Here is a 23,051-nt window from a genome sequence, read left to right on the forward strand (position 1 = left end):
TCGCAGGAGGTATAGGATAATTGATTCTATGGATTAATGGCGCATTCGGAGCTGGAAAAACGACAATCGCTTATGAATTAAATAGAAGAATTCCTAACTCGTTTATTTATGATCCTGAGAATGTTGGATACTTCATAAGAAAAAACTCTCCTAAACAAATATTGAAAGATGATTTTCAAGATCACCTTATTTGGAGGGAATTTAATTTCTCCATGCTCCAAATGATATACAAAGAATTTCCAGGAACCATTATTGTACCTATGACTCTTGTAAACCCTGTTTACTTTGATGAGATCGTAAATAAGTTAAGGATGGATGGAATCGAACTTAATCATTTTACATTACTTGCGGATCGAGAAACTTTATTAAAGAGATTGAAAAGTCGCGGAGACGATAGTCATTCTTGGCCGGCGAAACAAATAGATAAGTGTATAACAAGCTTGACTCAGGACATGTTTAGAAATCATATACATACAGATCACTTAACACCTGAAGAAATACTTGTTCGAATAGGTGTAGAACTCGTTAAGGAGCATAATTATGTCTGACTACTATTGGGACAATCAAATTGATTATCTCAGAAATACGCGTTGGTTATATTACAATGATGATTATCTTGAATTTCTAATACATAGAGTTTGGAAAATTAACGAACCCGTTAAGATTATCGATTATGGTTGCGGATATGGCTATCTCGGTCTTAAATTGCTTCCGATGTTACCTGAAGGTTCAACCTATACCGGGGTAGACAAAGGTAAAGACTTGATTAATAAAGCAATTGAATTATTTACTAATCTACCGTATCACACTGAATTTATTGTAGGGGACGTTGAAGAATTAAATATAGACTATAAGTATGACATTGCGATGTGCCATGCTTTTTTATTACATATGGACGAGCCAAAATCTATTCTTAAGAAGATGATTCAAAGCGTAGCTAATAATGGGAAAATAATATGTTTTGAGCCCCACTGGATTGCTAATATGGCCAATTTCGGATTTGATGGATTAGCTCAATCTAAAGTAATTCATTTAGGGATACTTCAGAAATTGTTTGAAGAAGATGCTAAACAAAGTGGTAAGGATGGAAATGTCGGAATGAATGTACCGATACTGCTAAGCCAATTAGGAATAAAGAATATAGATTGTAGAGTTAGTGATCGAGTTAATTTTTTGGATCAGAACATGGAGAAATTTAATAAGGAAAGACTGTACCATTCTCTAAGGGAAGAAGGGATTGGTCAAGCGCCAGGTGATTATAACGAAACCGTTGATAATTTGAAGAAGCGGGGATTGGCCGGGGAAGAAGCAGAAAAACAATATGAAGCTGAATTATTATTATCTCAACAATTCGGTGAGAGTTCATGGTTAACTTATGCTCCGAATATGAAAATATCGTTTGGAACCGTTATGAGATAGTGGAAGAGGATATGATAAAGTTGCGGTAGCAACTCTGGCTTATTGGGAGACATTTCGCATACAGTGTTACTGGATTTTCGTGAAAATATATGTAAGTTTGATTAGTAAACGATATTCAACATCAATTGTCAAAGTAGGTGGAACCCATTAAGGAAATTCATCCATTACAACTCTGCTTCGATAAAGAAAGACGTGAAATTGAAGTGCTGGATGTAGTGATTATGGATACTGATACATTGTTAATCGAGGAGAATCCGATCTTCAGCGAGCAAGTTTCATTTGGAGACATCATTAAAGTCAGGCAGGAGGAAGAAGTATATTATTACATAGAAACCTTACGAAAGTCGGAGCTGATCAGACATTCTTGGTTACTAAGTCAAGAGATTAGCGATTCAGCGGAATTAGTCGTTATTAAGGATCGAATAAACGATATTAAAGGAAGAACCGAGCAAGTCTTCGGGGGCTTACTTGTCATAAATATCTCGTTAGAGCACGAAAGTGAAATCGTTGACGAAATAAATAAGCTAATAAAGAAATTTGACCGATAAAACGACCTGGGGGAAAAACATGATAAACATGAATAATATCTATCTTATTTCGGACATTCCTGGTTATACGCCTCAAATCAGCCGGTTGCTGTCGATGATGAATTATGCAAGGTACACAACGTTAGAGTCCGCAAAAAATTTATCCGTCGATCAACTGGATTTTTTATTAGATGCCGAGAGCAATTCCATAGGCGCATTGTTATTGCATTTCGCCGGAGTTGAATATGCCTATCAAGTGGCAACTTTCGAGAAAAGAGAACTGAACGAAGAAGAGATGTCGATCTGGGGGCCGGCGCTAGATCTTGGTGCAGCAGGACGTGAAAAGATTAGAGGAAATGAATTAAGTTATTATGTGGATAAGCTAAATGAAGTCAGAGAGCGAACATGCGAATTATTCAATACCGTCGATGATGAATGGTTATATAAGCAGGAGGAGTTTTGGCATAAAAAACAAGCTAATCATTATTTTATGTGGTTCCATGTCTTTGAAGATGAAATCAATCATAGAGGTCAGATCAGATTGATCAAGAAGAGACTGAAGGTATAAAAGAAGTCTAGTAACTATTGGGGCTGATTACACGGCAAGGTCTATCCTGAAGTTCGATGATGTTTTATCAAAGAATGCATTGAAAAATATAAAAAGAGTTAAACGGTAAGTCGCGAATCCTAGGAAAGTTCTTCCCTTCGAGTCGCGACTTTATTTCTATTCACTTGAGAGCAGAATTAGAAAGTTTGGGTTATACTACCAATTAAGAGGTGACCCGAATGGACAAGTTTACTAAGGTTCACGAAACGCAACCCGACAAACCTATAGTTCCAAACGACGCTAATGTCGACAATTTATTAGCCGGATACCAAAAAATCGAAGCCGGCGGCCCCATAAGGAAGATCGATTTCCAAGCCATGCCTGCTCCGGTTAGATACTTCGGTTATTTCTTCTTCACAGTGATTATCGTAGCGGTTCTCTTCTTCATTGGAATTAGTATTTTTAAGTGAAGAACGGGACCATGAAGGGATGAACTATAATGAGGATTAGATATGCTATTGAATCTGTATTGTTTGGGATATTGATTTTCGTAGGATCGGTAATCTGGAAGGTTGTTGGCGGATATATCCGTACTAAAAACGATGTGCCAGACATTCTCAGCAGCTATGTAAACACTGATCAATTAAACCATACAGCTACCGTATCATTTGGAGAAATTAATAAAATGGATTCGATTTACGCTGTAGGCGGCGCTGTTGTAATTAGCGGAATTTATTATGTAACGAGATTGTTGCTTGCCAAGCAATTAAGGAAACGGTAAAGTCCGATAAATAAAAGCCACTTCTGTGAGGTGGCCATTAGAAAATATCGGTTAGGCGTTTAATCGCTTCTGATTATGATGCGCGACTGTTACAAGGGCTACGTAAATCGGTTGGACGTTAAACTTCTTGCCGAATTCAAACTTATAAGTCGTTGTCTGAACATTATTCGTTTTGTGAAAGGGCGAAGTGATGTAATGAATCGTTATTTCACTGTCATCGAATCCGGTGCCTCCCGTCTCCATCTTAACCTCATAAATAGAATCAAGGTGAATCGAGGCGACTCTTGTCTTCTTGCCGGTGACGCCTTGATGATCAATGAGAATCAACCTATCCTCGGTAAACATAAACGTATCGCGGATTAGTCTGAAACCCATCTGAATTTTCTCTTGCGGCATAAGATATGAGCCATATTGAGTCGTTAGTTCCTGTACAGATACTTCGGAATAATTACCAAACATTCCGCTTAGAAAGCTAGCCATTTCGAATTCCCCCTGATATATTAGCGTTTAATTAAGACTATTCCCTATCTCACTAATACATTTCGCTAATAATATTAATTATCCTTTATATGGAACTGTAACGGAAGTGAAAAGGAGGGGTAAAATGGTAATAAGAATAATCCCATTGATGATTCTGTTGCTTGTAATAACTACCGGCTGTAGTGAAGGCAAGAAAGCACCGAAGTCTTCAATAGCATCCATTACACTGGAGTGTCCTCAATCAAAGTCTAATCAATCGTGTGGGAACAAATCCTTCAGCGATCCTCGGTCCATTCAAGTTTTTGAAGTTGCATTAGACAGTAAAGTCGAATTACAAGGCGAACTAAACTACGTTGCTGAATTCGATATGACCTTAGAGATGTCGGATAAAACGAACAAAAAATATCATTTATCGTTAGGTTCCAATAGATCCAATAACGCCTTGCTGGTTGACCAAGCGAATACAAATCAGGGTTATGAAATCCCGGTGAAAAACGCGAATGAAATAAGAGATCTGTTAGAGTGAAGTATAGTTCAATATGAGAGTGAAGCGGTGAACAATCGTATGGATCAATTCGAGCGGGCCAAAGAGCTATTCATTTTATATCATGGAAACACTTTTCAAATGTACCGTGAAGGGGTTTTGGAAGAATATAAGCAGTTCGACGTGCAGCAACCATTGGAGAAGCAATGGTTCGAGGAACTGGTCGAGAAGTATACTAAGGAATTATCGATAAGAGACTGGACGGCGGCAGACAATCTAGCGCAACTTGCAAGTAGTTATAAAGATAAAGCCATACTCGAGAACGTGGTTTCTTTTGTCTCCAGACATCTCATGAGCTCTGACAGCATCGTGAAATTAATGTATGCCGAACGTATCGTCGAAATAGTCAAAAAGATGAAGAAGGAAATCGCAATCGAACTCGTTCATAAAGCTTATAAAGCAGCTGCGATCATTCTGGAGGACATCATGATTAAGCCGCTGATCGTCGATCCGGGACACGAATTAGCTAACTATAATCTAACTGATAAAAAGTCGCTAAATAACCGAGCCAAGAAAAGCATCGAAGAAATTAAAAATGACTTGAACTGAACGAAAAATGAGACGAATAAGGAGCGTGTTAATATGCTGTTTTTTATTATTATATTAATTGCCGGATTAGCTGGAATAATAGGAAATCAATATTCGGGGAACAAAAGAATGGAGTCTATTCAACGATCATTGGACGATATCAATCAGAAATTAAGAGATTTGAATCCGCCATCCAACAACGTCATCGACATTGGCACAAAGCTGAAAAAGGACGACTGAAGCGATCCGAAGCATCCCTAAGGAGTCAATAGATAGCGATGAAAGATCCAGTAATCATTGAACCCTATAACGAGGAATGGCCGGAAGCTTTTACTCGACTTGGCGGCCGTATGAGACAAGTCATAGGACAGTCAGCGATAAGAATCGATCATATCGGTTCAACGGCCGTTCCCGGATTGGCTGCCAAACCGGTACTGGACATTCAGATTTCTATAGTCCGTTTTGACGAAATAGATTCCGTAAAGACTGCTCTTGAAGAACTAGGGTACCGTTATCGACCGGAAAATGATGACCTTACAAAGAGGTATTTTCGAGAGACGTAAGGAATGAGTAGAACGCACATTCATGTCAGAGAACATGGAAGCTGGTCCGAACAATTTAATTTGCTATTCAGGGATTATTTGAGAACTCATGAGATCGAAAGAAATGATTACGCCCAAGTTAAAATAGATCTAGCAAAGAAGTACAGAGATCAAAGAATCGCCTATGTTGAAGGAAAGACCGAAATGGTATGGCATATCATGCAAAAAGCCAATGTATGGAGTCAGATTTCCGGCTGGAAGCCGGGAATATCGGATTGTTGAGAAGTCTTAAAGAATAGAAGGTGACTATTTGCTTTATCACATAAGCGAAGAACCTGATATCGAGCAATTTGTTCCGAGGGAGTCCGGAAGTCTTCCGCATTTGTCCCCAGTCGTCTGGGCGATGGATGAAGATCACATCATCAATTATCTGTTCCCGAGAGACTGCCCGAGGATCGTATATTCGCTGTCGCCAGAGGTAAATGACGACGACCGCAAATTATTTTTCGAGCACACTCTATCTCAAACGATTATCGCAGTCGAGAACAGTTGGTATGAACGAATCAGAAACACTGGGATTTATAAATATGGCTTTGATCCGTTTGGATTTGAACTGCTGGATCGGAATGCGGGATACTATATTGCCAAACAAACCGTAAAACCGATATCAATCGAACGAATAGATGATCTGATCGGTACGATTATTTCGCTCGGAGTCGAATTGAGATTTACGCCAAATCTGTGGCCGCTTAGAGACGCAATACTCACATCTACGATAACTAAATTCTCCATCATCAGATTTAGGAATGCTCTCCCTTTGGAATCCGTCGATTGAGAGCTCAAGGAGGCTGGTATTGAATGCTCCATTCTATTCGCAAGGCGGAAGAACATCATCTAGCCGGACTTTCGGATTTGTTTGTCGAGTTTATTGACGCAGAATCCAATTTAACGGCAATGAAGAAGCAATTAGACCTCATTTCAACAAATTCGGACTATTATATAGCGGTAGCCTGTGACGATAAGGAAAAGGTCATCGGAACATCGATGGCGATAAAATGTATGGATTTGGTCGGGAATTGCAAACCGTTTCTCGTCGTAGAAAATGTTGTCGTTGCTCCCGGATATAGAGGAATGGGGATAGGTAAGTCGTTAATGGAAGCAGTCGAGGAATTCGGCCTTCAAAACGATTGCAATTATATTATGCTTGTATCCGGGAATAGTTGGTCGCAAGCTCATGATTTCTATAGATCGATCGGATATTCAGACGAACATGCAGGATTTAAGAAACGGTTGATATACAGTTGAGTTGGGCTTAAGTTCATAGAGGAAATGGCATATCCTTTGAAGGCGAGGCTAACCGTATGAGTAACACGGATAAGAAGAATAAATTCGAAGAAGAGATTTTTACGTACAGAGTCACTAAGGATCAGAAGGTGTTTATCAGTTGGCAAGGGAAGCAGATCATGACACTCGCGGGCAAAGCCAGCGATAAATTCATAGCCAAGATTCAATTGGCTAGCTTCAAAGAAGCGCAATTAATAATGGCGAAGGTCACGGGCAATTTCAAGCACGGAAACGAGAAGTGAATGGGGATGGGGATTTGAATGCGGAATTGGCTTCGCAAAAATAAAACGCCGTTCTATTATATTCTCATCTTTGCGTTGGTGGTTTACTTCTTATTCTTCCCATCCTTAACTCCGGAACTCGCAGTAAGAAAGAGTCTATTGGTTTCCCATCCGATACACGCGGTTTCGGCAAAGGTTGATAAAGGGAAAATCGATGACGATCCTCGCTACGGGGATTTGTATTATGTCAGTAAGGCCGAATTGTCTTTTGTTTACGTGAAGAAAAATCGGTTAGGCTGGTACGTCACGACAAGCGGAACTGGGCCTTGAGGTAACCGTGCATTGTGAAGGGAGCTAGAGATGCTCATCTATCTTATCTTTTTCGTTTGCTTTATTTTCTCTTTGATTGCCGTATTCAATCATCTGGATGAAGAGTACTCGAAACAGTTTCTAATGACCGTAGTTGTGTATTCCGTATTATTGAGTATCGCCAGATTGAATTCCAACCTCCATCTCGTAATGAATTCTTATAGCTCGACGCCGGTTCTTATCCTGGTTATGGTCGCATTGGCAGCTTACATGGTCAATCAATATCGCCAGACGGACATCCGTTGGAGATGAAGGCGCTAGATTTACAAATAAAGTAATTTACACGCGAACAAATGTTTGGTAAACTATGTTTGGATATAAATTCCAATCATGGAGGCTGACTTAAAATGGGAAGAGTCGTATTGTTCGAGATGAACAGTCAAGACCCGGAACGTGCATCGAATTTCTATTCCTCCGTGTTCGGATGGAAGATTGCGGAACCGAATTGGGGGTATCATTCGGTAACCACCGGCGACGATGCGAAATCAGGTATTAACGGCGGGATATCTAAAGGTCCTAACGACTATCCACATGGTATCAGAGTCCAGATCGAAGTTGACGACATAGACACGGCTATCGCCAAGTCCGTTGAAGCAGGTGCGCAGATCGTAAGGGATAAGATGGATTTCGACGGATTTTATCTTGCGTATCTAGTGGATCCGGTCGGTAACGGAATTGGACTAATTCAGAATAAATGAGTTAACCGACAAGACGGATAATGCGAATGCGAGGTGCTTACAATTGATTACTTATATCGCTTTACTGCGGGGGATCAACGTCGGCGGAAAAATGATTAAGATGGACCAATTGAGGCAAGTATTCGAATCGTTGAAATTAAACAACGTAAGAACGTATATTCAGAGCGGCAACGTTTTGTTCGAGTCGCAGGAAGATCGCGAGCAACTGATCCGTTCGATCGAGCAGGCAATCGAGAAGTCCTTTTTCCAGGTTACGGTCGTACTCAGAACGGTTAAGGAGCTCGAAGAGGTCGTCTCCGATACTCCTTACCGTGTAACCGATTTAGCGGAAACGGATTCGCTCTACGTCACCTTCTTAGCGGAGAATCCATCTGCCGAAGCTATTGATCGTTGCTATTCATTCAAGAACGAGGTAGACGAATTCACCATCGTCGATCGTGAAGTCTACATTCTGATCCACAAGAGCTATGGCACTTCCAAGTTCTCGAACAACTTTTTGGAATCGAAGCTGAAAGTAAAGGCTACGACCAGAAATTGGGCAACGGTTAATAAATTAATCAGTATGGGTAAGGAATAAACGGAACAGGCAATAATAGTACATTGTTAATAAACCGAAACCGAGTACCGGGTTACCGCTCTTCTGCGGGTAAGCCCGACTCGGCTTTTTTACGTGCACGGAAACGGCGAACCTTCATCAGATTGCCGCACATCTTGTCGTCGCAATATCGTTTGGAACGGTTACGGGTATCATCATAGTAAACCCAGAGGCAACTCGGGTTATCGCAGATTCGAATACGCGAGGCTTCTCCTTCAGTCAGCAAACGCGCGAAGGAAGCGGCGATCTCGGCTTCGATTTGCTTCCAGTGACGTTCGACCGGGGCATAGCTTAACTCGTAGCTCCCGTCTTTGCTGGATAGTTGGCGGATGACCGCTCCCTTGCCCATAATATTGTTCAATGCAACGAGATCTTCGGGGCTTGGCGATTGATGATCTACGAAAGCTTGCACCATGCGATGCAGAAAACTTCGTAATCGCTTGAGGGATTCTAGTTCTTCTGGAGAAGGCGACTGGTCAACGATAAGCCGGTGGGCGTTCACCCATTGATTCAACCATTCCGAATTGTCTAATCGGTCGTCAGCGGTTCCGTCACCTCGCCAGTCATGATGCAAGCTATTCAAAAAGTCGTCCCACAGCATTGTTATGACCCCTTATCTATAGTCACGATCAGCAAATGGCTTCTAGTGTGCGTTTTCTCATTGTAACACCTGTAATATTGTTTTGCTAGTTACTTGACCTGACTAGATACTCGTGATAAATTACTTTCGTAACCATTTAAACTAAAATTGATAGTTACCAAATTAAAGGAGGCAGACGTATGACTAAACTCGAATTATTGATGCAAGGCTGGGACGCCATCTACGAGAAGGAAGATTGGTATCCACCGTTAAAGGACGCATTAGATGGCGTTACTTCCGAGCAAGCCGTCTGGCGACCGGCGGGGGAGCATGTAAACACGATTTGGGAATCCGTCAATCATCTGACTTATTACAAGGAACGATTACTTAAGCGTTTGACCGGAGAGGAAAGCGAATATCCGCCGGGCCTAACGAACGATGATACTTTCAGGGTGCCATCTACTTCCGAGGAAGATTGGCGGAAAGCCTTGGCTAAGCTTAGAGCGGTTCATATCGGAATCCGGGAAATCATTTCGAACATGAAGGAAACGCGTTTAGAAGAGAAAATCCCCCGTACACCGATTGGTTCTTGGATTCATAGTCTGATTCTGCATGGCGCTTATCACACCGGACAGATCGTATTCCTTCGCAAGCTTCAAGGTTCGTGGCCTTCCCGTCGGTCCTTCGAGTAAAGGAAGGCGCCAAGCTTAACGAAATTTTAGCAAAGAGATCAAAGCCACGCAGACTAAAATCACTCGAGACGCAATAAGTTGTTCTATAGGGATTTATTGCCAAGAGGAACATTAAAATTAATTAATGAATGTGCCGAAAGCATGAAACTTTCTGTTTAGCCCTTTCGTCTAATGGCTAAATGGAAAGTGAAGGCTGCCGTAGCGGCCCCTGAAGGAGAGAATGCGGTTATGTTAAACAAAATGCTAATCAGCTTCGCCGCCGTATTATTCGGGTTCATGTCTCTCGGATTTATTAAAGCCAATACGACCGATTATTCGCCTGTTCCGAGAGATTCGGATACTCGTGCCGCTTACGTCGATAGAATCTATCAAGAGAACGGTAAAACCTATATCGACGCCGATTTCATAGATTGGTACGAAGGCGAAGAAGCCAATAAGGTATTCCGGGAGAGAGAGCAAGACCCGGAGATGACCGAAACGCCGGACGGTTATTACATCGTTAACGACGATACGAAACTTACGAAGCTTGAGATCGCGGACGACGCGAAAGTGTTCATGCAATTATATAATCGAACAGGAAATATCGAAGAAGCGGATATCGTATGGAACGAGAAGATTACCGCCGACAAATTCTTATCCTTGTTCGCGGATGATTCCGAAATGGACATGAAACAATTCCCATATCATCTGACGGTCGAGAACGGCATTATCGTCAAGATCACGCAACAATATATTCCATAATATGTGCACATAAATAAGCCAACGCCTGAAACCTGGGGTGTTGGCTTTTATTTATAACCAGTTATAATGGGTAATATAGGGATTTTATTTGAAAAAAGGATAGGAAGTGAAAACATGGAATGGTTAATTTGCGGTACTTTAATATCGATTCTCTTCTACTATGCCTTTAGAGCGTTTCGTTCGAAGAAAAAATGCGGTGAAATTCTTGCGTCTTTCGCCGAGGGAGTGAACATCAAAGTTATGTTGCTCGGGTCTCTCCTGTTCTCTACGTTTAATTATTTCGTTATCCCGCTTTTCAATAACCATTATTGGATAGCCATATTGCTAAGCGGCGCCATATTTATTCCATTTTACTTTATATTCGAGAAAAACTACTTGGGTAGTCTAGGGTTCAAGGTTGGTTACCGGTTCATTCCGAAGGATGATATAAGTCATTATATCGTTAGCGAGAAGAGATGGATCGAGATTGAATTCGTTACGAAGAGCGGACATAAGAACTTCGTCATGCTGAAGAAAAGGAAGGTAAAGGCGGATATCGTAAAAATATTGCAGGAGCATTATCAACATGGGCAAACAAGCATTAGCGCTTATTAATTTGGATGGATGAATGACCTAATTGCACCGCGACCTGCAACAAATGATCCTCTAAGGCGTCTAACCATACAACGCCTCGCGGCCATGCGAGGAGAATAACCTCTGGAGGATTTATTGATATGAAGCTTTTGCATCGAACTTGGGTTATTTTATTGTCGATAGCCCTATGCGTGACCCTGCTCGGAACATCTATCTCTTATGCCGCTAAGCCCGCTTCTATCAGCATCTATCTAGACGGAAACAAGATCGATTCGGACGTACCGCCGTATATTATTCCTAAAGCGAACATCACGATGGTGCCTCTAAGCGTAATCAGCAAAAACCTCGGAGCGGGAGTATCTTGGAAGCAGAGCACGAAGACTGCCACGATTACGAAGACCGAGCTGGTGCTGAACATGACCATCGGCCAGAAGTTTGCTTTAGTGAACGGGGAACGCGTAGATCTGGATGCAACCGTACAGGCGATAAACGGTCGCGTTATGGTTCCCTTGCGATTCGTGAGCAAACAGATGAAGCTGAACGTCACTTGGTATCAGTCCGCCCAAACGATCAAACTTCAGACTTTGGGAGGACTGTCGGATAACGCGTTGAAAGGTGCTTGGGTTTCGACCGTATACAATTTGGACTGGCCATCTGACAAATCTTATGGAAATTCGGAACAACAGAAGCAGGAATACGTTCAAATGCTGGATGAACTTCAGGCCATGGGCATGAACACCGTATTCGTCCAGGTTCGTCCTGCCGCGGATAGCTTCTACCCTTCGAAGTTGGTGCCATGGTCAAAATACTTGACTGGCAAACAAGGACAACAACCGGATTACGATCCGTTGGCGTTCATGATCGAGGAAACGCACAGGCGCGGAATGGAGTTTCATGCCTGGTTCAATCCCTTCAGGGCGAATACGGGCGAGAAGGGAATAGCTGATTTCGCGCCTAACCACGTCGCGGTAACCCATCCGGAATGGATCGTGCAATCCGGCTCCAAGATGTATATCAATCCGGGAATACCGGCAGCGAGACAGCATATTATCGATGTCATTATGGAAGTCGTCGATAACTACGAAATCGACGGCGTTCACCTGGACGATTATTTCTATCCGTCAGACGGCGTCTTCGCGGATGATCCTACTTATCTCGCCTATAACGAGAAGAACATCTTGGACAAAGCCGATTGGCGGCGCGATAATATCAATCAATTCGTGGAGCAGTTGGGAGTGGCGATCCATTCGGCCAAACCGCAGGTTCGGTTCGGAATCAGTCCGTTCGGCGTATGGCGCAATCTCTCGAAGGATTTCTCCGGATCGGATACGAAAGCAAGCGTCAGTGCCTATGACAGCATGTATGCCGACGTACGCACATGGATTAAACAAGACTGGATCGATTACGTCGTTCCGCAGATTTATTGGAGCATGACTTTGGAGATAGCCAGATACGACAAGCTGGTCGATTGGTGGGCGAACGAAGTTAGGGGAACGAACGTTGATCTCTATATCGGGCACGCGCCTTACAAGCTCGGGACTCCGGAAATAGGCTGGAGCAAGCCGGAAGAAATCATCGATCAGCTTAAATTCAATACCAATTATTTCGAGGTGAAGGGTGATCTGTTTTTCAGTGCCAAGGATCTTCGACGTAATCCGCTCGGACTTATTCCATTGCTTCAAAGTTATTACCAAGTAAAATGATTTAACGACATCGCGCGAAAACCCCTGAATCTATCTCCCGACAAGGCTGTCGAGGGAAATCATTCAGGGGTTTATTTTTTATTGCTAACTACTTCAGCTTCATCTCCAACCATTGCCGCATGACCGCGAATACTTCTTCCCGCCGGGTTTCGTTATGCAACTCATGCTTGAAGTCCGGCCATTCCCGCCATTCGGCCAAGGCGCTCGTTCGATCCGCGAACTGTTTGCTGGCGTGAATGGACGTGACCTTATCATCGCCTCCGTGCATGAGCAACAGAGGCACTTTCAATTGGGCGGCATTCGATAAGGCCCATTTGCCCGCGCCTTGTACGCTGAAGAAAAATCTGGCCGTAATTTGTCCGTGTCCAAGCTCGTCGTTTAAGTAACGTTCGATCATGGCCGGGTCCGTCGTTAAATTCCCCGAGTTGAGAGGGCGATTGTTCGTAAATGCCGGGTAGAATTGCTCGACGATTTTGCCGATAACCGCTTGCAACGTTGGCGGCTTGAATGCGAGCCTCAACCAAGGTCCAGTGACGATGGCACCTGCGATGTCGGGTTGTTTTCTGAGCAAGTAGTTCAGAGTGACGTTTCCGCCCATGCTGTGCCCGTATAAGAATAGAGGGATGCCGGGGTATTTGCGCTCGGCTTCCGCAAGGAGCAGATCGATGCCCTCAAGCAGGCTCTCATAAGTAGGAGTGTGGCCGCGTTTACCTGTCGTAAGTCCATGACCTCTTTGATCGAATCCGATCATAGCATACCCTTCTTCGATAAGCATCTCCGCAACATGGGAATATCTTGCCGCATGCTCTCCCATTCCGTGCACGAGACCAATGACAGCCTTCACCTCGACCGAGGGTTCCGGAGACCACTCGTAGGCATGCATCGATGTTCCATCCGCCGTAATCCACTTCATGCTGTTGCTAATCATGCCAAGAGTCCTCCTTGCAGATCTGTCGATATGGGAACGAACGAAGCCGTTACACCCATCATAAACGATAGCGATTGGAATAGGGAACGAATTTTGTTTACAATAGAAAGAGTAAGTTTGCCTAATGGTTCAAGGAGGAGGAACGATATGGAAAACAATCAACAAAGCTTGCGATCAGCTACTTTTGCCGGCGGATGCTTCTGGTGCATGGTAACTCCGTTCGAGGAATTGCCGGGCATACACGGAATCGTATCGGGATACACGGGCGGGCATACGGTTAATCCCACATACGAAGAGGTTTGTTCGGAGACGACAGGGCATGCGGAAGCCGTTCAGATCAGCTACGATCCCGAGATTTTCCCATATGGCAAGCTGCTCGATATTTTCTGGCGTTCCGTCGATCCGACGGATGCGGGCGGACAATTCCACGATAGGGGCTCGTCGTATCGTCCCGCGATATTTTACCACGACGAAGAGCAGCATAAGGAAGCGTTAGCTTCCAAGGAACAATTGCAGAAGAGCGGAAGATTCGATAAGCCGATCGTGGTGACGATCGAGCCGGCAAGCGTCTTCTATCCGGCCGAAGATTATCATCAAGGTTATCACCATAAGAACCCTTTAAGATACAAGTATTATCGCCAAGGCTCGGGAAGAGATGCCTTTCTTCAGCAGAGTTGGAATACGCCCAAGGACAAGGAAGAGCTCCGCAAGAAGCTGACGCCGATGCAATTCGAAGTCACGCAGAACAAAGGCACGGAGCCTCCTTTCCGCAATGAGTACTATAACAATACGGAGCAGGGTTTATACGTGGACATCGTGTCCGGCGAGCCTCTGTTCAGCTCCAAGGACCAGTTCGATGCCGGCTGCGGTTGGCCGAGCTTCTCGAAGCCGCTTCATGGCGGTAACGTCAACGAACATCAAGACTTCTCGCATGGAATGTCGCGCGTCGAAGTCAGAAGCCGCGAAGCGGATTCGCATCTCGGACATGTGTTCGATGACGGACCGATGCCCGGCGGATTGCGCTATTGCATTAATTCGGCCGCGCTCCGGTTCATTCCGAAGGATCGGTTGGAGCAAGAAGGCTACGGAAGATATTTGCCGCTTATCGAAGTAGAATAATTGACGGTAAAAGACGCGAATCGGTTGCTTGCAGCCGGCTCGCGTCTTTGCGTTCTCCTTCAGAAAGTATAACAATGTTTGACCATTATACTCGCTATATAGCTCGATTTGCGTTTATTAATGTTCCAAAACCGGCGGAGACGTTTTATCGGAACGATCAAATTCTAATACGATGTTTTTCATTGTATTGTTGAATAACGATCAAGAATTAGACTGGATAAAGATGTTTTTTATTCTAATTGGTCTCCGTTTGTCCATTTCTCTTCATAATTTAGATCAATTGTGATGTTCTTCAATCTACTTTAACTAGAAACATGCTTAAAACATCCAATAACGATGATTACCATTCTAATTAATTTGATTTCACCTTTGACAGCTCGCTTTTGATCAAATCGTATGGCACGGCAAGCTTTAATGTCGAAATGACTGACGGAGAAGCCGGTTTTCTTACTGACGATCAATCAAGCTCGAATATAGCTCAATATAGCACGCGCCAAAGATAGAACGTCGCATAGGCTTCCCAGTTCGCCCAGCCGGCGGATAATTCGCGAATATGCGCAACGGTAGGCTTCTTGTCCATCTCCAGCACCGATTTAATTGCGTTATGCAATCCAACGTCGTCGATCGGGAACGCAGCGGGGTAACGCAAGCATCTCATCAGCACATAGTTCGCCGTCCAAGGTCCGATCCCGCGAATAGCTACCAGCATTTTTTCCGCGTCTTTGAAGCTCGCGGCTTTCAATAGTTTGTCTTTGCTGATCTCCCCATCTACGAGCAATCGGGCGACTCCGATGAGGTATTCAGACTTCTTAGTCGTCATCTTCAAGTCTGCGATATCGCTAACCGATAACGACGCGATATCCTGCGGGGTCGGGAATAACCAACAAGCGAAGTCGCCATGGCCAACCTTCCTGCCGAAGGACTCCACGAAACGCCGTTTAAGCGTATATGCGAACGCGAGGTTGATCTGTTGCCCGATTATTCCCCAGCATAAAGCTTCGAATAAATCCGGGATTCCCATATTGCGAAGCCCGTACAAGCGATGGACGACTCCGTTCAAGATATCGTCCGTCCGGGATAAGTCATAGAAGGGAGTAAGATCGTTGTCCAGATCGAACCACTCTCTCACGTATGCGGTAATCGCACCCGAAATCTCCTCGTTCCAATCGATATCGCCGTCCATAGAGCGCACGACGAGGTAACCGGTCTCGTCGCCGGATACCTCGAATAAAGGGGTCTCACTCCCTACGGGAATGCTTTTGTAAAGCTTGCCGTCTTTAATCCTATATAAGCATTCGTTCGGCGATCTCGCTAAATAATCCAAATTGACGGAGAAGTCGAATTCCTTAGGCACCGGAATTCGAATAATTGAAACCAAATTCATAGATCGTGCACTCCTTTTACCGACTGTCTCTACATTAGTTGTATCACAAATCGTCCGAACGGACTTTGGTAATCTTGCGCTTTCATTCCGAAAAGCTAACGCGAGACGGGAGTTGGAGGTATACTAAAGGCCAGAGGTGATACCGATGAACGATGAAGCCTGGAGGGCGATCGTCCTCAGCGACCCCGACTATGACGGCAAATTCTATTACGGCGTTAGGACGACGGGCATTTATTGTCGGCCGTCCTGCAAGTCGAGAGTGCCCGTCAGAGCGAACGTGAGGCTATTCGAGAGCAGCATGCAAGCGGTAGCGGAAAATTTTCGTCCCTGCAAGAGATGCAAGCCGGATGGAGGAAGGTTGCCTAACGAGGAATGGGTGGCGCAGATGGCGCAAGTGATCGAGACGCGATTCAGCGAGGAGCTGACGCTCGGGAAGCTTGCGGATATGTTCCACGGCAGTCCGTATCATCTGCAACGAACCTTTAAGCGAATCCACGGCATTTCGCCATCCGAATTTCTGCTCCGGACAAGAATGAAGAACGCTCAAACGCTTCTGGCTAACTCGGATCATTCGATCATGGATATTGCTTCCGCCGTGGGGATCGCGAATACTTCCCATTTTTCGACCCAATTTCTCAGACAGACGGGTAACACGCCGACTCAATATCGCAATGCGGCAAGAAGGACTGACCAAAGAGAAGCTGCGCCGCGCTTGAACGACAAATAGGAATGGAGCGTCGATAAGATGGCAAAAAAAATCGAGTGGAGTTATCTCGTTCATGGAGAAGAGCGTCTCGTGATTGCGGCTACCGACGAAGGCTTATGTTACGTCGGCGCATGGAACGAGCCCTATGACGTATTCGAGGCATGGGCGGGCAAGCACTTTGCCGGAATCCCATTGGTTCAGGATGAAGAAGCAATGAGACCTTTCGCGGAACAGCTAACGGAATATTTATCGGGTGAACGGACTTCGTTTAGCGTATCTTTGGATTTGCGCGGAACCCCGTTCCAACAATCCGTGTGGGAAGCGATGAACCGAATCCCTTATGGACGGACGGCGAGCTACCAGGATATCGCTTCGGCTCTCGATCGGCCGAAAGCCGTACGAGCCGTCGGAACCGCAATCGGAAGAAACCCGTTGCTCATCGTCGGACCCTGCCATCGAATCGTCGGCAAGAACGGCGGGCTTGCCGGCTATCGCGGCGGACTCCCGATGAAGGAACAACTGCTTCGGCTTGAGGGTTCGGCTGCCAGAGGTTGAGAAATGATCTCGGGAATACCCAACTAACTTACCCGATTTTCTTGCTAATGCCTATTCTTTTGCGGTATAATTTTCTCGCCAAAATAAGAGATGAGGAGCAAGAAAATGAGCAAAGTATTGATCTTCGGTCACAAAAATCCGGATACGGATACGATTTGTTCCGCTATTGCCTATGCAGATTTGAAACAGCAGCTCGGAGAAGAAGTCGAAGCGGTTCGACTGGGCTCCGTGAGCGGCGAAACGCAATTCGCGCTGGATAAATTCGGTGTTCAAGCTCCGCGTCTCGTCGAGACGGTTGCCAACGAAGTAAAAGGCGTTATTCTCGTCGACCACAACGAGCGCCAACAAAGCGTATCCGACATTGATCAAGTAACCGTGCTGGAAGTTATCGACCATCACCGTATTGCGAATTTCGAGACGAGCGCTCCGCTCTATTACCGTGCCGAGCCGGTCGGTTGCACGGCTACCATCCTTAACAAGCTGTACAAAGAAAACGGGAAGTCCATCCCTAAAGATATTGCCGGGTTGATGCTGTCCGCGATCATCTCCGATTCCTTATTATTCAAATCTCCGACTTGCACGGCTCAAGACGTCGCCGCGGCCAAGGAACTTGCCGAAATCGCCGGCGTCGACGCTCAAACGTACGGATTGGACATGCTCAAAGCAGGCGCCGATCTTAGCGACAAAACAATCGCGCAGCTGATCTCCCTGGATGCGAAAGAATTCCAAATGGGCAGCGCCAAAGTTGAAATCGCGCAAGTGAACGCGGTAGACGTCAACGACGTCCTGTCCAAGCAAGCCGAGCTCGAAGACGCGCTTACGAACATCATCAACGAAAAAGGACTCGATCTGTTCCTGTTCGTCGTAACGGACATTCTGAACAACGATTCGGTCGGCCTTGCGTTAGGTAAAGCGGCCGATGCCGTCGAGCAAGCTTACGGCGTGAAGTTGAACAACAATCAAGCCGTCATGAAAGGCGTCGTTTCGCGTAAATCGCAAATCGTACCCGTTCTGACTGATATTTTCAATAAACGTTAATCCTAGTTAAAGGCCCGCGAACGTTGCGGGCTTTTTTGCATAAGACGCGACGGGATGGAGGAGGCTTCAGACAACCTATGAAATTAAGCGTGCTCGATCATTCGCATGTCAATGAAGGAAGAACCGTTAGAGACGCTTTGAACGAAACGGTCAAACTTGCCCAAGAAACCGAGAAGATGGGTTACCATCGCTTCTGGGTTTCCGAGCACCACGGCTCCCAAGCGTTAGCGTCGTCAAGTCCCGAGGTTCTCATCGCTCATATCGCGGCCCATACGGAATCCATCAGGGTCGGGTCTGGCGGAATCATGCTCCCCCACTACAGCTCCTATAAGGTTGCGGAGAACTTCAAGCTGCTTGAAGCTTTGCACCCTGGGAGAATCGACGTGGGATTAGGGCGCGCTCCTGGCGGCTTCCCGATCGCTTCGCGCGCGTTGCAGGAGCACAAGCGGGTGGACATCGACCTGTATCCGCAGCAGGTTATGGATCTAAGGGATTACTTGCGGGACGAGAGTCCCGCCGACCACCGGTTTTCCGGATTGCGGGCGTTCCCCGAGACGGAAACCGAACCGGAGTTGTGGTTGCTCGGCTCTAGCGACGGAAGCGCCAAGATTGCGGCCGAGCTTGGAACCGCTTATGCTTTCGCGCAGTTTTTCGGAGCTGCCGGGGATGAAGCGCTTCAGCACTACCACTCGTATTTCCGTCCTTCCCAAACCCTGAGCAAGCCTCATTCGTTGGCTGCGGTCATGGTCATCTGCGGCGAGACGGAGGAGGAAGCGCGCCAGTTGGCCAAGAGCAACGAGTTGTTTTTCCTTAAGCTGTTAAGCGGACAGGAAATCGGCTTCCTCCCGTCGGTTGAGACCGCGGCTTCATACCCGTATTCCTCGATGGAGCTCCAGATGATCGATCAGATGCGATCGCGCAGGTTCATAGGCACTCCGGGGCAAGTAAAAGAGGGGCTAAAGCGATATGCGGAGAGAGTACATCTGGATGAGCTGATGATCGTCTCCCATATTCATGATTTCGAGAAACGCGTCTTGTCTTACCGGTATGTAGCCGAGGCTTTCGGCATATAAAACAGCATGAAGAAGACCGATAATTCCAGCCCGCGCGGAGGAATTACCGGTCTATTTTTTGTTATCTCGTGAGCAGTATAAACAGTCATTGCGTAAACTAATATCATTAGCTATATTGACACTAATGATATTAGTTTATGGAAGAGGGTGATTCAGTGATCTTTTTTCGATCGGTTGTTTGGTTGATTTTCTTCTTGATGGAATTATTCGCGTTGTTCAGTTACGGTTATTGGTGGTTTAATCTCGACTGGGGATGGGGGATTCAGGTGGTTCTCGGCATCGGTACGCCGCTGTTGGTCGCCGTCATGTGGGGAACGTACATCTCGCCGAAAGCCAAGTACCCGGTACCGATTCCCGCCAAAATCATGATTCAATCTGCCGTATTCTTCTTTGCTGCCGCAGCGTTGTACGCTAGCGGCCAGAGGGAGATAGCTTATATTTTCGCCGCGGTGGTTCTGATTGAGATGTTAATCGTCTATACGGTGAAGTTATAAATGCAAAGTAGAAAACGTAAAGAAGCAAGAATCGAAAAATGATAACAATCTGTCGTAAATGTTAAACGAATGGCGGGGAACGAATTGAGGCACGAATAAGTCCATCGCGAAAGCGGTGGGCTTTCTTTTTCTTTTATATATTGACTCGATATATAACGAACTGATATATTAAACAAGAGATCTCAACAGACAGCAAAAGGAGACGCCGCCGTGAACAGTCAAGACGTTATTCTAGGAATGCTCATGAGACGATCGATGACGGGTTATGAAATCAAGCAACTACTGGAGAATCTGTTCTCTTACTTCTATAGCTCCAGTTATGGAACGATCTATCCAATGCTTAACAAGATGGAGAAGGATGGACTTCTGACGAAGGAAAACGTGGTTCAGGACGGTAAGCCGAACAAGAACGTCTATACGCTCACGGATCAAGGAAAGGAACAGTTCAACAGTTACATGTACAGCCCGTTGGAGCTGGATTCCGTGAAGTCGGATTTGCTCGTGCGGTTGTTTTTCGGTAAATACGTCGGAACGGACCGCGTCATCGCTTGGTTGAAGCAGGTTCAAACGGAGGGTCTTAAGCAGCTACAAGCATTAAACGAACGTTACTCGATGCATAAGCATGAGATGCATCCGACGCAAGTCATCTGCATCCAGCTCGGGATTAAGTCTTACGAGGCGAAGCTGGAAGCGATCGCCGAAGGCTTGGAGCGAATGGAACAATTGGATCAAGAGGAGAGGATATAGAATGGCCGGAACGGGTTCGAGAAGAGGATTAATCATCGTCGCGATGGCGCTCGGGTTGCTCATGTCTTCGCTGGATAATACGATCGTGGCTTCGTGCATCAACAAACTAAGCGAAGACTTTAACGTTTTCGATAAGGTAAGCTGGGTATTCACGGCCTATATGCTGGCGGCAACGAGCACGATGCTGGTATTCGGCAAGATGTCCGACTTGTTCGGGAGAAAACGGTTCTACATGATCGGAATCGGAATGTTCCTAATCGGCTCGGCATTGTGCGGAGTTGCCCAGAACGTCGATCAGCTTATCTGGTTCCGCGTCGTGCAAGGAATCGGTTCCGGAGCGTTGTTTCCGATCAGCTTCACGATCATCTATACGATATTCAACGATCCGAAGGACGCGGCGAAGATGTCGGGAGTATTCGGGGCCATCTTCGGTCTGTCGTCCGTTGCGGGACCGCAATTGGGCAGCTACATCGCCGAGCACTTAGGGTGGAGATGGAACTTCTACGTTAACGTGCCCATCGGTCTGGCATCCATGCTGATTCTCATGATCGCCTTGAAGGAAACGCGTTCCGAGCATAAGCCGAAGGTCGATTACTTGGGAACGGTATTCTTGATCGTTTCGACCGTTTCTCTTATGCTTGCCTTGGAATGGGGCGGTAAAACCTACGCCTGGAGCTCTTGGCAGGAAATCGGATTGTTCGCGTTAGCGGCCGTGGTCGGAACTTTGTTTGTTTTGGTTGAACGCCGGGCGTCGGAGCCCGTGCTTCCGCTGAATATTTTCAAGAACAAGATGGTTCTCGGAACGAGCATCATTTGCTTCTGCCAAGGCGTGCTCATGTTCTCCGCCATCACGTACCTGCCAAGCTTCACGGTCGGGGTCTTAGGACATGATAATTCCAACGGAGTGTTGACTCCGATGATGGCCTCCTTGATCGCGGGAGCTATCCTGTTCGGATTCCTGCAATCCAAGTTCGCCTTCCGGACGTTGATGCTCTTCAGCATGCTGATGACGATCGTCGTGTCCATTCTGCTGACGGCGGTCGGCAGCGATGCGTCAAGCGGTTACATGATCTTGCTCATGATTCTGCTCGGCTTCGGAGCGGTCGGTCCGCTCATGAGCGTGGCGCAAAGCTCGATCGCGGCTAACGTCGATCTCAAGTACATGGGCGTAAGCTCGTCCATCGTCGGTTTCTGGCGTAGTATAGGCGGAGTAATGGGCGCATCGATTATGGCGACTATCGTGAATAACAATCTGCATACCTTAATACGAGACGGAGCGGGCGAAGCCGGAATCCCTGCCGATAAAATTAGCACATTAGCCAATCCGGAGCTGTTAATGCGTGCCGCCGACCAGATCGATCCCCAGATCCGCGAGTTTCTGCGGGATTCACTCGGCACGGCGATCAATCACGGATTCATCATCAGCATAGTCGCCGGCTCCATAGGTTTAATTACCGCGATGTTCGTCGGAGCTGGCAAGCTGGAGGCCGCTAAACAGGCGAAATCCGGTGCCGCGCATATGTAAATGAACTCAATTTCGACAGAATCGAGGTCGGTTGCGGATGAAAATCGTGGTCGTATCCGATACGCATATGCCCAGAATGAGCAAGAAGCTGCCCGAGAGGCTATTAAGCGAGCTATCGAACGCGGATGCGATTATCCATGCGGGCGATTGGACGAAGCAATCGGTCTACGAAAGTCTGGCGGCATATGCTCCGACTTACGGCGTGGCCGGAAACAACGACGGCGAAGATATCGTTCGCCGTTTCGGCTTGCGCAAGCAGCTTGTTCTTGAGGGAGTCAGAATCGGAATCGTCCACGGCCATGGCGCCAAAAGGCTGGCGACGGAATCCCACGCTATCGAAGCCTTTAAGAACGTGAAGCTGGATGCGATCGTCTACGGACATTCGCATGTTCCCGTCCTTCGTCGTCTCGAAGGAATGCTCGTTTTTAATCCCGGATCTCCGACCGACAAGCGTCGTCAGCCGCTATACTCCTTCGGAATATTCAATATAACGCGCGGGGAGCTTCAAGCAAAGCACATCTTCTATGGCGACAAAACATAGGATGAGATGGGGATGTTCCGCTTATGTTATAATAAGGGCAATTATTCTATTGGATCG

General features: G+C 46.0%; 32 protein-coding genes and 1 pseudogene. 29 read left to right on the plus strand and 4 right to left on the minus strand.

Annotated elements, in window-relative coordinates; translation table 11 throughout:
• Positions 1 to 20 precede the first annotated feature (20 nt).
• The 6 genes from DFP95_RS03350 (at position 21) to DFP95_RS03375 (ending at position 3,274) form a co-directional block, all read left to right on the plus strand.
• Entirely contained in the window at positions 21 to 548 is a 528-nt protein-coding gene (locus DFP95_RS03350) for an AAA family ATPase (RefSeq protein ID WP_115991121.1), read from the plus strand.
• Entirely contained in the window at positions 541 to 1,419 is an 879-nt protein-coding gene (locus DFP95_RS03355; protein ID WP_115991122.1) for a class I SAM-dependent methyltransferase, read from the plus strand. Before DFP95_RS03350 ends, DFP95_RS03355 begins: the two co-directional genes overlap by 8 nt.
• 221 nt (positions 1,420 to 1,640) lie before the next feature.
• The gene (locus tag DFP95_RS03360; RefSeq protein ID WP_115991123.1) at positions 1,641 to 1,967 is read left to right on the plus strand and encodes a hypothetical protein; all 327 of its coding nucleotides are present in this window, start codon (positions 1,641 to 1,643) and stop codon (positions 1,965 to 1,967) included.
• 19 nt (positions 1,968 to 1,986) lie between these two features.
• Positions 1,987 to 2,514 carry a DinB family protein gene (locus tag DFP95_RS03365; protein WP_425453224.1) on the plus strand — a complete coding sequence of 176 codons (528 nt, stop codon included), beginning with the start codon at positions 1,987 to 1,989 and terminating at the stop codon, positions 2,512 to 2,514.
• A gap of 218 nt (positions 2,515 to 2,732) precedes the next feature.
• Positions 2,733 to 2,963, plus strand: a complete 231-nt coding sequence (locus DFP95_RS03370; RefSeq protein WP_115991124.1) for a hypothetical protein — start codon at positions 2,733 to 2,735, stop codon at positions 2,961 to 2,963.
• A gap of 29 nt (positions 2,964 to 2,992) precedes the next feature.
• On the plus strand, positions 2,993 to 3,274 hold the full coding sequence (locus DFP95_RS03375; protein ID WP_115991125.1) for a hypothetical protein: 282 nt from the start codon (positions 2,993 to 2,995) through the stop codon (positions 3,272 to 3,274).
• A 51-nt stretch (positions 3,275 to 3,325) separates the two neighbouring features.
• Here DFP95_RS03375 and DFP95_RS03380 read toward each other — a convergent pair whose 3' ends face one another.
• Positions 3,326 to 3,754, minus strand: coding sequence for a PH domain-containing protein (locus DFP95_RS03380; protein WP_115991126.1), 429 nt, complete (start codon positions 3,752 to 3,754; stop codon positions 3,326 to 3,328).
• Positions 3,755 to 3,878: 124 nt separating this feature from the next.
• On the opposite strand from DFP95_RS03380, the gene DFP95_RS03385 reads away from it, so the two are divergent.
• The 10 genes and pseudogenes from DFP95_RS03385 (at position 3,879) to DFP95_RS03435 (ending at position 8,577) form a co-directional block, all read left to right on the plus strand.
• A complete protein-coding gene (locus DFP95_RS03385) occupies positions 3,879 to 4,280 on the plus strand; it encodes a YhfM domain-containing protein (RefSeq protein WP_115991127.1) in 402 nt (133 codons plus the stop codon).
• Positions 4,281 to 4,307: 27 nt separating this feature from the next.
• Positions 4,308 to 4,847, plus strand: coding sequence for a hypothetical protein (locus DFP95_RS03390; RefSeq protein WP_115991128.1), 540 nt, complete (start codon positions 4,308 to 4,310; stop codon positions 4,845 to 4,847).
• Between the two features lie 257 nt (positions 4,848 to 5,104).
• Positions 5,105 to 5,650: pseudogene (locus tag DFP95_RS03400) on the plus strand (GrpB family protein).
• A 28-nt stretch (positions 5,651 to 5,678) separates the two neighbouring features.
• Positions 5,679 to 6,203 carry a DUF6886 family protein gene (locus tag DFP95_RS03405; RefSeq protein WP_115991130.1) on the plus strand — a complete coding sequence of 175 codons (525 nt, stop codon included), beginning with the start codon at positions 5,679 to 5,681 and terminating at the stop codon, positions 6,201 to 6,203.
• Between the two features lie 23 nt (positions 6,204 to 6,226).
• Positions 6,227 to 6,673: a GNAT family N-acetyltransferase gene (locus DFP95_RS03410; protein WP_115991131.1), complete on the plus strand. Its 447-nt coding sequence runs from the start codon at positions 6,227 to 6,229 to the stop codon at positions 6,671 to 6,673.
• A 56-nt stretch (positions 6,674 to 6,729) separates the two neighbouring features.
• Positions 6,730 to 6,954: a hypothetical protein gene (locus DFP95_RS03415; RefSeq protein WP_115991132.1), complete on the plus strand. Its 225-nt coding sequence runs from the start codon at positions 6,730 to 6,732 to the stop codon at positions 6,952 to 6,954.
• An 18-nt stretch (positions 6,955 to 6,972) separates the two neighbouring features.
• Positions 6,973 to 7,263: a hypothetical protein gene (locus tag DFP95_RS03420; protein ID WP_115991133.1), complete on the plus strand. Its 291-nt coding sequence runs from the start codon at positions 6,973 to 6,975 to the stop codon at positions 7,261 to 7,263.
• A gap of 30 nt (positions 7,264 to 7,293) precedes the next feature.
• Positions 7,294 to 7,554: a hypothetical protein gene (locus DFP95_RS03425; RefSeq protein WP_115991134.1), complete on the plus strand. Its 261-nt coding sequence runs from the start codon at positions 7,294 to 7,296 to the stop codon at positions 7,552 to 7,554.
• A 95-nt stretch (positions 7,555 to 7,649) separates the two neighbouring features.
• The gene (locus DFP95_RS03430) at positions 7,650 to 8,000 is read left to right on the plus strand and encodes a VOC family protein (protein ID WP_115991135.1); all 351 of its coding nucleotides are present in this window, start codon (positions 7,650 to 7,652) and stop codon (positions 7,998 to 8,000) included.
• Between the two features lie 43 nt (positions 8,001 to 8,043).
• The gene (locus DFP95_RS03435; RefSeq protein WP_115991136.1) at positions 8,044 to 8,577 is read left to right on the plus strand and encodes a DUF1697 domain-containing protein; all 534 of its coding nucleotides are present in this window, start codon (positions 8,044 to 8,046) and stop codon (positions 8,575 to 8,577) included.
• Positions 8,578 to 8,629: 52 nt separating this feature from the next.
• Here DFP95_RS03435 and DFP95_RS03440 read toward each other — a convergent pair whose 3' ends face one another.
• On the minus strand, positions 8,630 to 9,196 hold the full coding sequence (locus DFP95_RS03440; RefSeq protein WP_115991137.1) for a CGNR zinc finger domain-containing protein: 567 nt from the start codon (positions 9,194 to 9,196) through the stop codon (positions 8,630 to 8,632).
• Between the two features lie 179 nt (positions 9,197 to 9,375).
• On the opposite strand from DFP95_RS03440, the gene DFP95_RS03445 reads away from it, so the two are divergent.
• From DFP95_RS03445 to DFP95_RS03460, 4 genes are all read left to right on the plus strand, one after another.
• Positions 9,376 to 9,867 (plus strand): DinB family protein, encoded by a 492-nt coding sequence (locus tag DFP95_RS03445; RefSeq protein ID WP_115991138.1) that lies wholly within the window; start codon positions 9,376 to 9,378, stop codon positions 9,865 to 9,867.
• 228 nt (positions 9,868 to 10,095) lie between these two features.
• Entirely contained in the window at positions 10,096 to 10,608 is a 513-nt protein-coding gene (locus DFP95_RS03450) for a hypothetical protein (RefSeq protein ID WP_115991139.1), read from the plus strand.
• Between the two features lie 114 nt (positions 10,609 to 10,722).
• Positions 10,723 to 11,202: a hypothetical protein gene (locus DFP95_RS03455; protein WP_115991140.1), complete on the plus strand. Its 480-nt coding sequence runs from the start codon at positions 10,723 to 10,725 to the stop codon at positions 11,200 to 11,202.
• Between the two features lie 119 nt (positions 11,203 to 11,321).
• Positions 11,322 to 12,884 carry a family 10 glycosylhydrolase gene (locus tag DFP95_RS03460; protein WP_115991141.1) on the plus strand — a complete coding sequence of 521 codons (1,563 nt, stop codon included), beginning with the start codon at positions 11,322 to 11,324 and terminating at the stop codon, positions 12,882 to 12,884.
• Between the two features lie 88 nt (positions 12,885 to 12,972).
• Here the strand turns inward: DFP95_RS03460 and DFP95_RS03465 are convergent, their stop codons facing one another.
• Positions 12,973 to 13,812, minus strand: coding sequence for an alpha/beta hydrolase (locus DFP95_RS03465; RefSeq protein WP_115991142.1), 840 nt, complete (start codon positions 13,810 to 13,812; stop codon positions 12,973 to 12,975).
• Between the two features lie 147 nt (positions 13,813 to 13,959).
• On the opposite strand from DFP95_RS03465, the gene msrB reads away from it, so the two are divergent.
• Positions 13,960 to 14,931, plus strand: a complete 972-nt coding sequence (gene msrB, locus DFP95_RS03470; RefSeq protein WP_115991143.1) for a peptide-methionine (R)-S-oxide reductase MsrB — start codon at positions 13,960 to 13,962, stop codon at positions 14,929 to 14,931.
• Positions 14,932 to 15,409: 478 nt separating this feature from the next.
• On the opposite strand, the gene DFP95_RS03475 is transcribed toward msrB, so the two are convergent.
• Positions 15,410 to 16,315 carry a DNA-3-methyladenine glycosylase family protein gene (locus DFP95_RS03475; protein WP_115991144.1) on the minus strand — a complete coding sequence of 302 codons (906 nt, stop codon included), beginning with the start codon at positions 16,313 to 16,315 and terminating at the stop codon, positions 15,410 to 15,412.
• 145 nt (positions 16,316 to 16,460) lie between these two features.
• Between DFP95_RS03475 and DFP95_RS03480 the strand changes: the two genes are divergently transcribed.
• The 8 genes from DFP95_RS03480 to DFP95_RS03515 all read left to right on the plus strand — a co-directional run bounded on the left by DFP95_RS03480 (position 16,461) and on the right by DFP95_RS03515 (position 22,994).
• Positions 16,461 to 17,042, plus strand: a complete 582-nt coding sequence (locus DFP95_RS03480) for a bifunctional transcriptional activator/DNA repair enzyme AdaA (protein ID WP_115991145.1) — start codon at positions 16,461 to 16,463, stop codon at positions 17,040 to 17,042.
• Positions 17,043 to 17,060: 18 nt separating this feature from the next.
• Positions 17,061 to 17,576 carry a methylated-DNA--[protein]-cysteine S-methyltransferase gene (locus DFP95_RS03485; protein ID WP_115991146.1) on the plus strand — a complete coding sequence of 172 codons (516 nt, stop codon included), beginning with the start codon at positions 17,061 to 17,063 and terminating at the stop codon, positions 17,574 to 17,576.
• 105 nt (positions 17,577 to 17,681) lie between these two features.
• Positions 17,682 to 18,614: a manganese-dependent inorganic pyrophosphatase gene (locus tag DFP95_RS03490; protein WP_115991147.1), complete on the plus strand. Its 933-nt coding sequence runs from the start codon at positions 17,682 to 17,684 to the stop codon at positions 18,612 to 18,614.
• Positions 18,615 to 18,691: 77 nt separating this feature from the next.
• Entirely contained in the window at positions 18,692 to 19,687 is a 996-nt protein-coding gene (locus DFP95_RS03495) for an LLM class flavin-dependent oxidoreductase (protein ID WP_115991148.1), read from the plus strand.
• 155 nt (positions 19,688 to 19,842) lie between these two features.
• Positions 19,843 to 20,181, plus strand: a complete 339-nt coding sequence (locus DFP95_RS03500) for a YrdB family protein (protein ID WP_181907223.1) — start codon at positions 19,843 to 19,845, stop codon at positions 20,179 to 20,181.
• 210 nt (positions 20,182 to 20,391) lie between these two features.
• Positions 20,392 to 20,928, plus strand: coding sequence for a PadR family transcriptional regulator (locus tag DFP95_RS03505; RefSeq protein WP_115991150.1), 537 nt, complete (start codon positions 20,392 to 20,394; stop codon positions 20,926 to 20,928).
• A gap of 1 nt (position 20,929) precedes the next feature.
• Positions 20,930 to 22,453: a DHA2 family efflux MFS transporter permease subunit gene (locus tag DFP95_RS03510; protein WP_115991151.1), complete on the plus strand. Its 1,524-nt coding sequence runs from the start codon at positions 20,930 to 20,932 to the stop codon at positions 22,451 to 22,453.
• Between the two features lie 37 nt (positions 22,454 to 22,490).
• Positions 22,491 to 22,994, plus strand: a complete 504-nt coding sequence (locus tag DFP95_RS03515) for a metallophosphoesterase family protein (protein WP_115991152.1) — start codon at positions 22,491 to 22,493, stop codon at positions 22,992 to 22,994.
• Positions 22,995 to 23,051 lie beyond the last annotated feature (57 nt).

The organism is Cohnella lupini (assembly GCF_003386205.1).
Lineage (GTDB): Bacteria > Bacillota > Bacilli > Paenibacillales > Paenibacillaceae > Cohnella > Cohnella lupini.